Annotated in this window: 11 protein-coding genes; 5 read left to right on the forward strand and 6 right to left on the reverse strand. The window is 38.8% G+C overall.

Translation table 11 applies throughout. The features are described from left to right. Positions 1 to 244 precede the first annotated feature (244 nt). The 4 genes from FGQ66_RS00785 to tgt all read right to left on the reverse strand — a co-directional run bounded on the left by FGQ66_RS00785 (position 245) and on the right by tgt (position 6,830). Positions 245 to 1,810 carry a hypothetical protein gene (locus FGQ66_RS00785; RefSeq protein ID WP_138301413.1) on the reverse strand — a complete coding sequence of 522 codons (1,566 nt, stop codon included), beginning with the start codon at positions 1,808 to 1,810 and terminating at the stop codon, positions 245 to 247. A gap of 255 nt (positions 1,811 to 2,065) precedes the next feature. Beyond that, on the reverse strand, positions 2,066 to 4,663 hold the full coding sequence (adhE, locus tag FGQ66_RS00790) for a bifunctional acetaldehyde-CoA/alcohol dehydrogenase (RefSeq protein WP_115235029.1): 2,598 nt from the start codon (positions 4,661 to 4,663) through the stop codon (positions 2,066 to 2,068). Positions 4,664 to 5,190: 527 nt separating this feature from the next. Then, on the reverse strand, positions 5,191 to 5,592 hold the full coding sequence (gene yajC, locus FGQ66_RS00795; RefSeq protein ID WP_005875384.1) for a preprotein translocase subunit YajC: 402 nt from the start codon (positions 5,590 to 5,592) through the stop codon (positions 5,191 to 5,193). A 92-nt stretch (positions 5,593 to 5,684) separates the two neighbouring features. Next, on the reverse strand, positions 5,685 to 6,830 hold the full coding sequence (tgt, locus tag FGQ66_RS00800; protein ID WP_081133788.1) for a tRNA guanosine(34) transglycosylase Tgt: 1,146 nt from the start codon (positions 6,828 to 6,830) through the stop codon (positions 5,685 to 5,687). A 209-nt stretch (positions 6,831 to 7,039) separates the two neighbouring features. On the opposite strand from tgt, the gene FGQ66_RS00805 reads away from it, so the two are divergent. Beyond that, positions 7,040 to 7,741, forward strand: coding sequence for a DUF975 family protein (locus FGQ66_RS00805; RefSeq protein WP_016177244.1), 702 nt, complete (start codon positions 7,040 to 7,042; stop codon positions 7,739 to 7,741). Between the two features lie 55 nt (positions 7,742 to 7,796). Here the strand turns inward: FGQ66_RS00805 and FGQ66_RS00810 are convergent, their stop codons facing one another. After that, on the reverse strand, positions 7,797 to 10,439 hold the full coding sequence (locus tag FGQ66_RS00810; protein ID WP_138301414.1) for a calcium-translocating P-type ATPase, PMCA-type: 2,643 nt from the start codon (positions 10,437 to 10,439) through the stop codon (positions 7,797 to 7,799). Between the two features lie 648 nt (positions 10,440 to 11,087). On the opposite strand from FGQ66_RS00810, the gene FGQ66_RS00815 reads away from it, so the two are divergent. After that, positions 11,088 to 11,495 (forward strand): hypothetical protein, encoded by a 408-nt coding sequence (locus FGQ66_RS00815; RefSeq protein WP_113845166.1) that lies wholly within the window; start codon positions 11,088 to 11,090, stop codon positions 11,493 to 11,495. Between the two features lie 97 nt (positions 11,496 to 11,592). Here the strand turns inward: FGQ66_RS00815 and queA are convergent, their stop codons facing one another. Beyond that, on the reverse strand, positions 11,593 to 12,624 hold the full coding sequence (gene queA / locus FGQ66_RS00820) for a tRNA preQ1(34) S-adenosylmethionine ribosyltransferase-isomerase QueA (protein ID WP_005875377.1): 1,032 nt from the start codon (positions 12,622 to 12,624) through the stop codon (positions 11,593 to 11,595). A gap of 166 nt (positions 12,625 to 12,790) precedes the next feature. Between queA and FGQ66_RS00825 the strand changes: the two genes are divergently transcribed. From FGQ66_RS00825 to FGQ66_RS00835, 3 genes are read left to right on the forward strand one after another with little or no spacing between them, the layout of a single operon-like run. After that, positions 12,791 to 13,966: a betaine/proline/choline family ABC transporter ATP-binding protein gene (locus FGQ66_RS00825; protein WP_005875375.1), complete on the forward strand. Its 1,176-nt coding sequence runs from the start codon at positions 12,791 to 12,793 to the stop codon at positions 13,964 to 13,966. Between the two features lie 3 nt (positions 13,967 to 13,969). Beyond that, on the forward strand, positions 13,970 to 14,611 hold the full coding sequence (locus tag FGQ66_RS00830; RefSeq protein ID WP_005875373.1) for an ABC transporter permease: 642 nt from the start codon (positions 13,970 to 13,972) through the stop codon (positions 14,609 to 14,611). Further along, positions 14,608 to 15,525 carry an osmoprotectant ABC transporter substrate-binding protein gene (locus tag FGQ66_RS00835; protein ID WP_113845164.1) on the forward strand — a complete coding sequence of 306 codons (918 nt, stop codon included), beginning with the start codon at positions 14,608 to 14,610 and terminating at the stop codon, positions 15,523 to 15,525. The genes FGQ66_RS00830 and FGQ66_RS00835 overlap by 4 nt, the downstream gene beginning before the upstream one ends. The last annotated feature ends 3 nt before the right edge of the window (positions 15,526 to 15,528 follow it).

Here is a 15,528-nt window from a genome sequence, read left to right on the forward strand (position 1 = left end):
CCAATTTCTCAAACCTAAACGACTTTTGTCTCGACCTCGTTCTAAATATGAATAAAGGAAGCTAGCAGAAGCGCAACTCTTCCGAAAAACAAACCAAAATTTACAAAAAATCAGAAAAGCAATTTCTGTGAATTTCTTCTTATTCTCGGAGTAAGACACCTCCCGACCTTTCTAAAGTTTTGTTCTATTACATTATATGTATGGCTGCGACTCTTGCATTCTAGATCAGCTAGAGATCCGCTAGTTATGCCAATTCTGTTACTACTTCTTTCTTGGTTCGAGACTTCGCCTGTGGTTTGTGGCTGCTTTTATCTTTGCTTACTTCTTTTGATCGATCTGTTACCTGTTCAAATGATTGCTGTGGGTTCTCCTTCGATCTATCTGTTGGATTCTGTAGCTGTGCCAATTCGCTTTGCTTTCTTTCGATTTTTTCTTTGCAAGAACTAATTGTATTATCTAGCCGTTTGATCGTCCCTTTGCTAAAGAAATTACGTATCCTTCCTATAAGGGTTTTCCCACGATCTGTGAATACTTCTCGCTGTTTTATAGCTTTCCCAAGTTCTTCCTTAATGATGGAGATACCGTTATTCAATACGAATATTTCTTTGTAATTTTTGGATATGCCTGTTTCATCCTTAATGACCTGACCGTTAACGGTTGAATACCTTGGGTAACTCTCTTTCGAAGGCGCCTCTTGTTTCTTCACTTCTGTCGGTGTTCCCTTGCTCTCTGGTACTTTTACAGTTACGGCTTCTTTTACCACGTCTGTCGAGGTTTCTTTAGCATCAAATTCATTAGATACTAAACTAACTCGTCCACTCACACTTGGATTTGACGCTTGTGTAAAACTTTCCTGATTTTTTGTAGCTTCTTGTCCACTAGGAATCGGCACTTCCTGATAAAATGTCTGGTCTTTTTTCTGATCATTTTTATCTGGTATTTCTACTTTACTTGTTTGTTGTCTTACTTCAACAGCTTTTTGAAGTCGTGACACAAATTTTATTACATCAACGGAAGCAGGCTTTTTCATTCTATTTCCCTTCAACTTCTTTTCATAATCTTCTAGTGCATCTGCTACTACATAGTTTTGCTGGTAAAAGTTATTGACCATTACAACACAATTTTTCTTATATTTTTCTGCATTATTGAGTATATTTTGGGCTGTTTTATTTTTCTCAAAAGATTTCTCTGGAATAGTTGTTTCAATAAAATTATTATCAATAAGTTGATCTACATCTTTAAGTAATTTCTTCTGACCCTCAGTTACGATATTATCTAATCGGTTGTATAATTTCTCCAATACATTTCCTTGACACTTAGATATTTCTGTAAGTAGTTTATCCGTTTTTTGGTTCTCATTACCATAATAGTCTCTTTTCTGCCTTCCACTTGCTAGTAGCTGGCTGATCCCTTTTGAAATTTCATCTTTTGGTGTCTGTTCACTTAAATATAGATATTGGTTGTCGATTCCTTTTATTTTTTTATTCACAATATTCAGTTTTTTTATCCAATTTGTTTCCTCACTAGGATTAATATACCTACCACCTAGTTTCTTCTCTAAAATAGTTCGTTCTGCTTTTAAATTAGAGACTTCTATTTCATGAAGTGCCTTATGCGATATACTTTGATCAGGATTTCTAAGTGCCTTTATCTCCTGTCTCAAGTATAGGGTTCGATCCATTTTACTATCACCGTATCTTGACAACTGTTGCTCTAATTTTTCTAGCCTTTTTAACTCATCCTCTCTTTTGCTAAGTTCTGCTTTTCGTTTGTCTTCATTTATTTTTTTATAGTTCGGTTCTGTAGCCATATCATTTCTCCTTTTCATTTTCTATCGTAACTATTAGTTTAGCATGCTGTTCTCAGTGTTCTAAAACTATTATTTCTTATAAAAAACTTTATTGAAAATAGCAAAACGGTCATTGTAAGAAGAGTGCTAAACATAAAAAAGCCTCTCAATCGAGAAACGGTTTTCCATAATAGAAATCAGGTAAGAAACTTGATATCTATTCGGATTCGTCCTTTGATTTGAGAGACTTTCTTATTTGACTAGGTTGCTTATTGATTACCCGTTATACGCATCAACAATGATTTGTTTCAATTCGCTGATCAACGGTTCTTTTGGATTTGCTGTCGTACATTGATCTTCGTATGCAAGTTCTGCCATACGATCAACTGTTGAATCTAATATTTCTTGTGTCACACCTTGTGCTTTCAAATTCATATCGATTCCTACAGCTTGTCCTAATTCATAAACAGCTGTTGCTAATGCTTCCACTAGTTCTTCCGTTGTATTTCCTTTTAGACCCAAGAATTTTGCAATATCTGCGTAATCTGTATCTGCACGGAAATAATCATATTTAGGGAACATTGCATGTTTTTGTGGATCTTTTGCATTGTAGCGGATGATATGTGGTAACAAGATCGCATTCGTACGACCATGTGGGATACCATATTCTCCACCGATTTTATGTGCGACTGAGTGACAAATACCTAGGAATGCATTCGCAAACGCCATACCAGCCATTGTAGAAGCGTTATGCATTTTTTCACGTGATTCCATATCTGGTGTTTTCACTGATTTTTCTAAATAGTCAAAGACTATTTTGATTGCTTGTAAACTTAATCCTCTTGTATAATCTGAGGCCATTACTGAAACATAAGATTCGATTGCATGTGTCAACACATCCATACCTGTATCTGCAGTAACTGATGCTGGAACTGACATTACAAACTGCGGGTCAACGATTGCCACATCTGGTGTCAATGCATAATCAGCTAATGGATATTTCACATGTGTTTCACTGTCTGTGATAACGGCAAATGGTGTCACTTCTGAACCCGTTCCTGAAGTTGTCGGGATACATACAAATTGAGTTTTTTCTGGTTTATCGATTTTATACGTACGTTTACGGATATCTAAGAATTTTTGTTTTGCGCCAAAGAAAGAAGTATCTGGGTGTTCATAGAACATCCACATGCCTTTAGCCGCATCCATTGCAGATCCTCCACCTAAAGCGATCACTGTATCTGGTTTGAAATCAGCCATTAGTTTTGTTCCCGCATAGACGGTATTTGTTGAAGGGTTTGGTTCAACATCTGAGAAGACTTCGATTTTCACATCATTCTTACGACGTGCCAATACTTCTCGAACCGTATCGCAATAACCAAACTGAACCATACCTGGATCACAAACGATCATCACGCGTTCCACATTTTCCATTTTTTCTAAATAAAGCAAAGAGTTCTTTTCAAAGAAGATTTTTGGTGGTAGTTTGAACCATTGCATATTATTTCTCCGTTTCGCTACAGTTTTGACATTGATTAAGTTCACCGCTGAGACGTTTCTAGATACAGAGTTCTTCCCATATGAACCACAGCCTAATGTTAGAGATGGAATCATTTCATTGTAAATATTTCCGATTCCGCCTTCTGCTGATGGTGTATTCACTAAGATACGGCAAGCTTTCATACGTAAACCGAATTTCACATGTAGATCTTCATCTTCTGAGTGAATAACTGCTGTATGTCCTAATCCGCCCAAATTAAGCATTCCTTCACATAATTCAAAAGCGTGTTCCGTACTATTTGCTTTGACCATTGCTAAGACTGGTGAAAGTTTTTCGCGAGATAACGGATAATCTGCACCAACACCTGCTAGTTCCGCTACTAACATTTTTGTTCCTTCAGGCACTTTGATACCTGCTAATTTTGCGATTTCTACAGCAGAATGACCAACGATTGCTGGATTGACTGCATATTTTCCTTCATTCATCACTGCATCTTCTAATTGTGAAAGTTCTGTAGGTTTCACGAAATACACTTGATGTGCTTGGAATTCTGCTTTTACAGCTGCATAAATTTCTTTGTCAACGATCACTGCTTGTTCAGAAGCACAGATCATACCGTTGTCAAATGTTTTTGAAACGATCAAATCATTTACTGCACGTTTGATTTTTGCTGTTTTTTCAATGTAGGCAGGTACATTACCAGGTCCCACGCCTAATGCTGGTTTTCCTGTTGAGTAAGCTGATTTGACCATGCCTGCTCCACCAGTTGCTAATACAATTGCAATACCCGGATGATTCATTAGCGCAGATGTCGCATCAATTGATGGATGTTCGATCCATTGGATGCAATTTTCTGGCGCACCAGCTGCAATCGCTGCATCACGTACTACGCGTGCTGCTTCAGCAGAAGACTTTTGAGCACTTGGATGGAATGCGAATACGATCGGATTTCTTGTTTTCAAAGCGATCATCGATTTGAAGATTGTCGTTGAAGTAGGATTCGTTGTCGGTGTTACCCCACAAACGACACCAACTGGTTCAGCAATCTCAATCAATCCTTTTTGGGTATCTTCGTTGATGACACCCACTGTTTTGTCATGTTTGATATTGTTCCAAATGTATTCAGAGGCATACATATTTTTGATAGCTTTATCTTCATAGATCCCACGGCCTGTTTCTTCAACTGCCATTTTGGCAAGGGGCATATGTTGGTCTAAGGCTGCCATTGCCATTTCATGTACGATATGGTCCACTTTTTCTTGATCAAAATTTTCCATTTCTTTTAACGCGACATTTGCTTTGGTTGCTAACTCATCGATCATTGCTTGGACATCGATCGTTTTTGGTTGTTCTTTTTCCATTACTTTAGCCATTATAGTCCTCCTACTAGGTCCTGGTTATTTGTTAATTATTTCACATACACATCATACAATAAAACTTTTCTTATGTAAACACTTTTTTGTGATTTTTTTCACAGTTTTAAAAATACGTATAAATCCCTATCAATTCAATAAAAGAGGGAGATGCATTAGATGTTTCCAACTTTCTATGTATACATTCCCACAAAATGCTCTTATTCAACTATTAACAAACTTATTTTTTCTAACAAAAAAGTGTAGGACACAAGTAAAAAATCTCTTGCGTCCTACACTCTCGAATAAGCTGTATTTAAGAAGCCTTGCCTCCGCGATAAGACAAATCTAAACATCAGATTTGCTACAGAATCTCGAATAAACGAAAGTCCAAAAGTCAGGTTTTTCGGAAATTTCAAGAAAAACAGACACTACAAAAAAGCATATTGTTCGTTTTTCTCTCCAATTTCTCAAACCTAAACGACTTTTGTCTTGACCTCTTTTTACTCAAGGCGAAGTGCTTCTTTCACAATTTTTTGTGAAACTGCTTATTTAACTTCTTTGTGATCCTCTGGTTCTTCTACAGTGGTAGTGATTTCTTCTTTCACTTCTACTGTTTCAGCTGTTTCGGCATCTTTAGGTTCAACTGGTTCTTCTACTGGTGTAACGACAGTATCGTTTGCCACGACAGTCCCAGGTTTCACCGTCTTGATTGCTGCTCGATCGTACTCTAAGAAAATCCCTTCACAGTCTAAAACAACTGTGCGTTTTTCATTATCGACTTCTGAAACAACACCATGCAATCCGCCAATAGTCACTACTTCATCGCCTTGTTTCATACTATCTAGCAAACTTTGACGTTCTTGTTGTTGTTTCTTTTGTGAGCGTGACATAAAAAACCACATTCCTAAAATAACCACGAACATCACTAACATTGGTAATGAGCCCATTTTTTTCACCTCGCTAACATGTATCTACAAACTCAACTTTAGCAGAAAAACCTGCTAGACACTAGTTTTTTACATAAATTTAGATAAAAATATTAGAAACTTTTGGCATTTTCTTTATTAAAGCCATATTCTTCGAAAAAGGCTGCACGAAATTCCAATAAGTTATCATCCATAATCGCTTGACGAACTTGTTTCATCAAATTCAACAAGAAGTATAGATTGTGATAGGAAGTCAAACGGATACCAAATGTTTCATCACATTTGATCAGATGACGTATATACGCACGTGTATAGTTCTTACATGTATAGCAATCACATTTTTCATCGATTGGACGAAAATCACGTGCATATTGCGCGTTTTTAACAACTAATCGACCTTGTGACGTCATACATGTTCCATTTCTAGCAATACGTGTAGGTAACACGCAATCGAACATATCCACACCGCGGATCACTCCATCGATCAATGAGTCAGCTGCACCAACCCCCATTAGATAGCGCGGTTTATTTTCTGGAATCAATGGTGTCGTAAATTCTAACACTCGATTCATTTCTGCTTTAGGTTCACCAACAGATAATCCGCCGATTGAATAACCAGGGAAATCCATACCGACTAAGTCTTTTGCACTTTGGCGACGTAGGTCTTCAAAGCCCGCTCCTTGGATGATTCCAAATAATCCTTGTCGATCTGGATTGGCATGTGCCTTCAAACCTCTTTCTGCCCAACGAGATGTCCGTTCCACTGATTTTTTGACATAGTCATAACTTTCATCAAACGGAGGACATTCATCAAAACTCATCATGATGTCTGAACCAAGTTTATTTTGGATATTGATTGCTTTTTCTGGAGATAGGAACATTTTTGAACCATTCAAATGGTTTTTGAAATGTACGCCTTCTTCCTCGATGTTTCGCATATCACTTAATGAGAAGACTTGGAAGCCTCCTGAATCAGTTAAAATCGGCTGATCCCAATTCATAAATTTATGCAAGCCACCAGCTTCTTCTACTAGGTCTTCGCCAGGACGTAGCCACAAATGATAGGTATTACTTAAAATGACCCCCGCACCCATTGCTTTTAACTCTTCCGGTGACATTGTTTTTACTGTTGCTAATGTACCTACAGGCATGAACATTGGTGTGGGAAATGTCCCATGAGGGGTAATCAATTCACCAAGACGGGCACCCGTGTGTTTTTCTTTTTTGATTAAACGATAACGAATGGCAGGTTGTGACATTCAATTCCCTACTTTCTTTAAAAATAATCGCAATGACAACTCCCACCATCATAATCGTTTCACCTACTTTTTGCAAGACCTCTTCCTTTATTCTATTTTTATTTAATACCCCTTTTTTGAATTTTTTTAATAACTCCTAACTTTTTTAAAAGCCAAAATGGTTCTTCTTTGTTATACTGTTCACATCAATTAAAAGAGGAGTGAAAAATATGTTATCTTCAAAAGAACTGAAACAACAGGCAAAAGACAGTTTAAGAGGTCGTTGGGGGCAAGCAGTCTTATTGAATCTGATTCCAACATTGATTGCCATTGCTATTATCCTTATCATTGCTGTCCCTACTGCTTTGCTATTTGTCAATTTCTATAGTGATCCTACAGCGGTCCAAGATATGGCGGCAAACAATACCAGTGGTGGGGCAAGTAGTGGTGGCGGGATCATCTCTTCTATCATCAGTGCATTGTTCATGAGTGGGATCTCTTGGACATACTTAGATCTCTTACGTGGAACTAAGACACAGATCGAACCGTTTAAAGATGCTTTTCGCGGATTTTCTGGTTTGTTCATCGGCGGGATCATTTTATTAGCACTTTTAACATCAATCTTTATTACCTTGTGGGCATTACTTTTGGTTATTCCTGGGATCATCAAAAGTTATTCTTATTCTCAAAGTTACTTTATCTATTATGATATCGTCACAGATACTGGAGAAAAACCTGGCGTCTTAGATACGATCACAGCAAGTCGTAAATTGATGGATGGCTATAAAGGAAAATTATTCTGGTTGGATCTTACCTTTATCGGCTGGCACATTTTAGCGATGTTAACATTTGGAATCGGTTATCTATGGTTGAATCCTTATATCTCTGCAACAAAAGCAGCATTTTATAATGAACTACCAAAAGAAGTTTAAACGTTCTAGATAAATAAAAAAGGTTACTGCCCCAAGCAGTAACCTTTTTTATTTATCATTCTTCCTCTTCTTCTGCTTCTGGTAATTGATGGAATTTGATCAACTCGACGACCGCAATTGGTACGATCGATAATAATCCCACTAAGAGCCAGTGATTCAAACTAATGTGGACTAAATTGAATAGTGTCTGCGTAAATGGTAATAATGCAACTGCCGTAGTGATGACGATCGATAGAACAGCCATTTCTAGTAACGATTTATTCGTTGCTAGGTTCACTTTGAAGATCGACTGGCTACTGCGCACATTGAAGACATGTAAGATTGACGAATACGCCAATACCAAGAAAGCAACTGTTTGCCCTACTTCTTGACTTGCTTCTACCCATGGACTGATCGTATTTACAAATGTTCCTAAATAGTAACCAAATAAAGTAACGACTGTAAAAACACTCGCATTGATGGCGATCTTCTGCATCAGACCACGAGCAAATATCCCCTCATTTTTAGGAATCGGTGCTTCATTCATGATCCCTTTCTCAGCAGGCTCTCTTCCTAAAGCGAATCCTGGCAATCCATCTGCTACGACATTGACAAATAGCAACTGAACAGCCGTGAATGGCGCTCCCCAACCTAATAACATCGCAATCAACACAATGAAAATCTCAGAAATATTACAACTCAATAGAAAATTGATTGCTTTACGGATATTTTGATAAACCGAGCGTCCTTGACTTACCGCATCAACGATCGTAGCAAAATTATCATCTGTCAAAATCATATCCGAAGCACTCTGCGCAACATCTGTTCCTGCAATGCCCATCGCACAGCCAACATCACTTGCCTTTAAAGCTGGAGCATCATTGACCCCATCTCCAGTCATTGCTACTACAGCACCTGTTCGTTGCCATGATTTTACGATACGAATCTTATCTTCTGGAGTCACACGAGCATAAACCGAAAGCTCCTGTACCCGTTCATCTAGTTCTTCATCTGACAATGCTTGTAATTCAGAACCAGAAAGCGCCTCCGATGGATGAGATAAGATCCCTAATTCTTTTGCAATGGCGCTGGCAGTCACGACATGGTCCCCTGTGATCATCACCGTTTTGATGCCCGCTTTTTTCGCGCGTTTGATTGCCCCTTTACTTTCTGGTCGTGGTGGGTCGATCATCCCGATCAAACCAATCAAGCGAAGATCGTTTTCCAACGCTTCAGAAGTGATTTCTTGCGGCTCTTCGTCATATGTTCGATAGCCAACCGCAATCACACGCAACGCATTTTTACCAAAACGATCATTAACAGCAGTAGCTTGCTCCACATCACCTGAAGTAAAGCGTTCAGATAAAACATCAAATGCTCCCTTAGTAATTGAGATGTATTTCTCCCCCATTTGATGGACTGTCGTCATCATCTTACGATCAGAATCAAATGGAAGTTCATCAATTCGTGGGTATTTTTCTTCTAATTCCTCTTTTGTATGATAATTTTCTTCTACAGCACGTACAATTGCCGCTTCAGTCGGATTTCCTTTCACGATAAGATCATCGTTTTCTTTTTCTACTGTAACGTCGGTACAAAGCGCCGCCATTTTCAAGATTTCCATCGCGCTGTTTGTCATGGAGTCCTCGATATCCGTTACTTCATCTTCTTTGCTCCAAACACGACGAACGCGCATTTTATTTTGGGTCAATGTACCAGTTTTATCCGAACAGATGACATTGGCTGTCCCTAAGGTCTCGACTGCTGGTAATTGACGGATAATCGCGTGCTTTTTAGCCATTTTCTGCACACCATATGCCAATGTCAGCGTAACAATAACGGTCAATGTTTCCGGTACAGCGGCTACTGCTAAAGAAACTGACGTCATAAACATTTCAAGCAATGGTTCACCTTGAAGTTCCCCGATAATAAAAACCAATACAGCAGCAGCTAGTGCAATCATGCTGATCCGTTTTCCTAGTTGATTCAACCGTATTTGTAAAGGTGTTTTTTGGGCTGTATGGTCATTCAAAAGACCAGCGATCTTACCCATTTCTGTGTCCATCCCAATAGCCGTAACGATTGCTTTTCCTCGACCAGCCGCTACAGTACATCCTTTAAAGACCATATTCAACTGATCGCCAAGCGACTCATCTTCTTTAGTGATGTAATCTGCCTCTTTTTCGACCTCTTCACTTTCACCTGTCAGTGCCGATTCTTCTACTCGCAACTGTGATGTTTCAACTAAACGAGCATCAGCGGCAATAGCAGAACCCGATTCTAAAACTAAGACATCGCCTACTACCAGATTTTCTGCATCAACTTTTTCTACTTTGCCATCGCGGATAACAGTTGCCGTCTGCTTGTTCATATCTTGCAATGACTCTAACGCTTTTTCTGCATTTCCTTCTTGCACGATCGCTAACACTGAGTTAATGATGACGATAGCAATGATCAAAAGACCTTCAAATAAGTCGCCATGTTCTGTTGCGAACGCTGTATAAAACGAAATGACTGCTGCTATAAGTAAAATGATCGTTGTAAAATCAGATAAACTCCGCAGAAATTTTTTTGTGATCGATTCTTTTGGTGCTTCATCAAATTGATTTTTTCCTTGCTGCTGACTTCGTTTTTCTGCTTCTCCCGTCGTCAGTCCTTGTTCAATATCTGTCTTTGTTTCCTGCTCTACTTCTTTCACCGTCTGCTTGTATTTGTCCATCCTATTCCTCCTTTAATATTGTACGCACAAAAAAGGTACTAATTTTACTATAACATCTTTTTTTTGATCCATTCAAGTATAGCGCTTAATGGTATCCAAATTAGATAGGTAGAAAAAAATACTTTTCTTTTGCAAACGCTATCAAACTATGCTATTATATGGGTGTAAGGAAGGAGGATAACATCAAATAAACAGAAGAATTTCTCGATAGATTAGAATAGGCAAACAAAGTTGTTAGAAGTACAGGTTTCACCACTGATTACATGTAAAGTATACCTTTATAAATAGTGAATGCGTATGGATGTTTGGATGATCGAGTCTCCAAAACAAGAAGTAACAAGATACGTAACAAATGAATAACATGAACGTCTGAAAATTGAATAGGAACAAGAGATGTTTCAACATTTCAACTGTTGAAGATGTAACGAAAACAAGATTTTTTGTTTATCAAGAAGAAATTCAACACCGTACTTTGCATGAATCATGGAAAGTTACACTTATTTCTGTTTATTCGATTCCTTCCGAATACGAGAGAGCTGAGCTTATCGAGAGCTTGGCTCTTTTTTGTTCAAAAAATTTTTAAATTAACTAAAATATCGATATTTCTGCACCCTAATTTGTGCTATCTTTTCTTCAGGGGGAAGCAAGATGCATTTATTAGACTGTAAAATTTATATTCAATATGACAAAAAAACGGATTCATTGGGGAATCACTATCTGTTCAAACAATTCATCTTTACAGACGATTGTGTGACGGAAAACGAATTAAAGCGAAAGATTCATTTTGATCAGCAACAGACACAACTTGATTTCTTCGACTGGGGACATGTCGCACCGCCTTTTCAAAGAGAGTTGTTACGAAAAAAAATCATTTTTGCTGATGCGGATGTTCATCAAATCTATTTCGAATCCGCGGGGAGGAAAAAAATCGTTCGAAATGTTGTTCATCCGAAAAATCAATCGATTTTGACCGCTATCCAAGCAACTTATCCTAATGCACAAAAAGTGTTAAATATTATTCCTTTAAAAAGATATGTTGATCAGCCAGAAAACTGAGCAACATCAAAAAACAGTGATCCAAGCAGAGAAATTCTGCTGCGACCACTGTTTTTTGATTATTTCGAGTTTTTTTGCTTCACGCTCTTTATTAAAATCACTTCACGAACATTGCATCGCCAAAGCTAAAGAAACGATAGCGTTCATCAATTGCATGTTGATACGCCGCTAACGTCAGCTCTCTTCCAGCAAACGCACTAACTAACATGACCAATGTTGATTTTGGTAAATGAAAGTTAGTCGAGAACGCCTCAACGATTTTAAATTGGTAGCCTGGTGTAATAAAAATATCAGTCCAACCGCTATCCGCTTTGATTTCTCCATCAAATTTCGTACCGATCGTTTCTAGTGTTCGAATAGATGTTGTCCCCACGGCTACGATTTTCCCGCCATTTTGACGCACTTGATTTAGTCGTTCAGCTGCTTCTTCCGTTAGACGATAAAATTCACTGTGCATGTGATGCTCTTCGATTTTGTCCACACTTACAGGTCTGAACGTTCCTAAACCAACATGTAACGTAAGATAGACTAGTTCTACCCCTTTTGCTTCGATTTCATCCAATAATTCTTTCGTGAAATGCAAGCCTGCTGTTGGTGCTGCTGCCGAGCCGTTCTCCTTAGCATAAACGGTTTGGTAACGATCTGGGTCTTCTAAGCGTTCCTTGATATAAGGCGGCAAAGGCATTTCACCTAATGATTCAAGGATTTCTAAGAAAATCCCTTCGTACTCAAATGTGATGATGCGGCCACCATGTTCTAATTCTTCTTTGACCACAGCTTGCAATCGGCCATCCCCAAAAGAAATCCGTGTGCCTACTTTCGCACGTTTCGCTGGTTTGATCAGCGTTTCCCATGTATCACCTTCTGTATTTGTCAAAAGAAGAACTTCCAAGTGTGCGCCTGTTTCTGGCTTTTCTCCATATAGACGTGCTGGCAACACTCGCGTATTATTCATTACTAGTGCATCACCAGGATTTAATTCTTCAATGATATCATGAAAATGTTTATCCTTCATTTCGCCTGTTGTTCGATCTAAAACAAGTAAACGAGATTGGTCACGGTCTTTTAACGGTGTCTGAGCAATCAATTCTTCTGGTAAGTCAAAATCAAAATCTTCTGTTGTTAACATATCGTCACTCACTTTCTATCTTGTGCCCCATCATTCTACCATTTTTACCAGCGGATTGGCAAAAACCTAAGAACAAATGACAGCTGCAACATTTGTATTCCTACGTTATTTTAGGCATACTATTATTAGTACCAGTCTTTATAGAAAGTGAAAAAGAGGTGGCATCATGATTGAATTCCAAAATGTATCAAAAATCTACAAAGGTGGAAAAATAGCCGTCGATAATGTCAATCTTTCGTTCGAAAAAGGTGAATTTATTTGCTTTATAGGTACCAGCGGAAGCGGTAAAACAACGACGATGCGGATGATCAACCGAATGACTGATCCGACGAAAGGAAAAATATTGATCGATGGTCAATCGATCCAAGATATCAATCCTGTAGAGCTACGCAGACAAATCGGTTACGTGATCCAAAGTATCGGGTTGATGCCTCATATGACGATTCGTGAGAATATCACCCTCGTGCAAAAACTCCTGAAAGTCAGCCAAGAAGAACGCAATAAAACTGCGGAAAAAATGATCGACCTAGTTGAACTTCCACGTGAAATGCTTGACCGTTATCCTCATGAGTTGTCTGGTGGTCAACAACAGCGGATCGGTGTAGTAAGAGCGCTTGCAGCTAACCAAGATATCATCTTGATGGACGAGCCATTTGGCGCACTTGATCCCATTACTCGTGATTCTTTACAAGACTTAGTCAAGGATCTGCAAGAACGTTTAGGGAAAACGATTGTTTTTGTTACCCATGATATGGATGAAGCCATCAAATTAGCGAGCCGGATCGCTATCATGAGTGAAGGAAAAGTAATCCAATACGACACCCCTCAAAACATTTTACGCAATCCTGCAAATGAATTTGTCGAAGAATTGATCGGTGAAGATCGACTACTCCAAGCGAAACCCGACACCACACGAGTAGGCGAAGTAATGTTGAATAAAGCCATTACGATCACGCCTGAAAAATCATTACAAGAAGCAATCAAACTCATGCGGGAAAAACGTGTCGATACATTATTAGTTACAGACAATTCAAATGTTCTAAAAGGATTTATCGATGTTGAAACGCTAGATAAAAAACGTGGCAAAGTATCAAGTGTCGGTGATATTTTGAATAAACAAGTTTTTTATGTAAAAGAATCCGCCTATCTACGTGATACCTTACAACGGATCTTGAAACGCGGATTGAAATACGTCCCTGTTGTGGATGAAAACAACAAAGTCGTAGGTATTTTGACAAGAGCTTCTCTGGTGGATATCGTCTATGATGTCATCTGGGGAGAAGAACACTCGATCACCAATGCGATTGGTTCATCCACCTCCGTTGACACAAAGGAGGAGTAACTGATGACTGAATTTTTTCAACAATATGGCGCTGAAATTTTAAACAAGAGTATCGAACACATCTACATCTCCGCTGTAGCTTTGATTCTCGGGGTCGCAGTCGCTGTACCACTTGGCGTAGCATTGACTCGTCTGCCTAAAATCGCCAATATCGTAATCGGTATCACTAGTGCGCTACAAACGGTCCCTTCTCTTGCTTTGTTAGCTTTGATGATCCCTCTCTTTGGTGTCGGAAAAACACCGGCCATTATTGCACTATTTATTTATTCTCTACTACCGATTTTGCGAAATACGTTTATTGGCATGAAAAACGTTGACTGGAACTATCGTGACGTTGCAAAAGGGATGGGCATGACAAATATCCAGTCTATTATTTCTGTAGAATTGCCGATTGCTATGCCAACGATCATGGCAGGAATTCGTTTAGCTGCCGTTTATGTCATCGCTTGGGCAACGCTTGCCTCTTATATCGGTGCTGGCGGTTTAGGTGATCTGATTTTTAGTGGCTTGAATAACTATCAGCCAGATTTGATCTTCGCTGGAACAATTCCTGTAACGATCCTAGCACTACTGGCAGATTTCTTACTAGGGCTATTAGAAAATCGTCTTACCCCTATTGCCTTAAGAGAGGAGAATGACGAATGAAGCGATTACTAAATAGTCTCTTACTTGTGGTCACGGCTCTTCTTTTGGCAAGCTGTTCTTTTCCTGGTTTAGCCAGCAACACCGATGAAGAGACGATCTCCATCACCGGCGGGATTACTTCTGAAGCGCAAATTTTAGCTAGTTTAGTTGCTGGGATGGTGGAACACTATACAGATAAAAATACTGCTATCATCAACAACTTGGCGACAACCACGATCAATCATCAAGCGATGATGAATGGCGATGCCTCTATCTCTGCAGCACGTTACACTGGAACAGATTTAACAACTACCTTGAACTTGCCACCAGAAAAAGATCCTAAGAAAGCTTTTGCTATCGTGAAACAAGAATTTGAAAAACGATACGATCAAACATGGTTCCCTTCTTACGGTTTTGAAAACACCTACGTTTTTCTTGTGCGAAAAGATACAGCTGAAAAATACAATCTAAAAAAAGTCAGTGATTTAAAAAATGTTGCTGACCAACTTGTCGCTGGTGTAGATACCTCTTGGATCACTCGTAAAGGAGATGGATACGATGGATTTCAAACAACCTATGGCTTCTCTTTTGACTCGATCCTGCCTATGCAGATCGGTCTAGTTTACGACGCTGTAGAAGCCGGGAAAATGGATATCGTTCTAGGTTATTCCACTGATGGACGGATTGCAAGCTATGACTTAGTTATGTTAGAAGATGATCGCAACTTCTTCCCTCCTTATGATGCTGCTCCTGTTGTTGACAATCAGGTATTGAAGAATACCCCTGGATTAGAAGAAGCATTGAATAAGTTAGGCAACACCATCAGTACGGAAAAAATGCAGCAGTTGAACTATGAAGCAGACAACAATCTCGTTGAACCTTCTGTTGTAGCTGAACGATTTTTAAAAGAAAATCACTATTTTGAAGGGAAGTGAGCG

Source organism: Enterococcus sp. BSD2780061688st2 D3, assembly GCF_005844145.1.
Taxonomy (GTDB): Bacteria; Bacillota; Bacilli; order Lactobacillales; family Enterococcaceae; genus Enterococcus_B; species Enterococcus_B durans.

Coding starts and splice junctions, on each gene's coding strand:
- FGQ66_RS00785 (WP_138301413.1), bottom strand. CDS start 1,810: ATGGCTACAGAACCGAACTATAAAAAAATAAATGAAGACAAACGAAAA.
- adhE (WP_115235029.1), bottom strand. CDS start 4,663: ATGGCTAAAGTAATGGAAAAAGAACAACCAAAAACGATCGATGTCCAA.
- yajC (WP_005875384.1), bottom strand. CDS start 5,592: ATGGGCTCATTACCAATGTTAGTGATGTTCGTGGTTATTTTAGGAATG.
- tgt (WP_081133788.1), bottom strand. CDS start 6,830: ATGTCACAACCTGCCATTCGTTATCGTTTAATCAAAAAAGAAAAACAC.
- FGQ66_RS00805 (WP_016177244.1), top strand. CDS start 7,040: ATGTTATCTTCAAAAGAACTGAAACAACAGGCAAAAGACAGTTTAAGA.
- FGQ66_RS00810 (WP_138301414.1), bottom strand. CDS start 10,439: ATGGACAAATACAAGCAGACGGTGAAAGAAGTAGAGCAGGAAACAAAG.
- FGQ66_RS00815 (WP_113845166.1), top strand. CDS start 11,088: ATGCATTTATTAGACTGTAAAATTTATATTCAATATGACAAAAAAACG.
- queA (WP_005875377.1), bottom strand. CDS start 12,624: ATGTTAACAACAGAAGATTTTGATTTTGACTTACCAGAAGAATTGATT.
- FGQ66_RS00825 (WP_005875375.1), top strand. CDS start 12,791: ATGATTGAATTCCAAAATGTATCAAAAATCTACAAAGGTGGAAAAATA.
- FGQ66_RS00830 (WP_005875373.1), top strand. CDS start 13,970: ATGACTGAATTTTTTCAACAATATGGCGCTGAAATTTTAAACAAGAGT.
- FGQ66_RS00835 (WP_113845164.1), top strand. CDS start 14,608: ATGAAGCGATTACTAAATAGTCTCTTACTTGTGGTCACGGCTCTTCTT.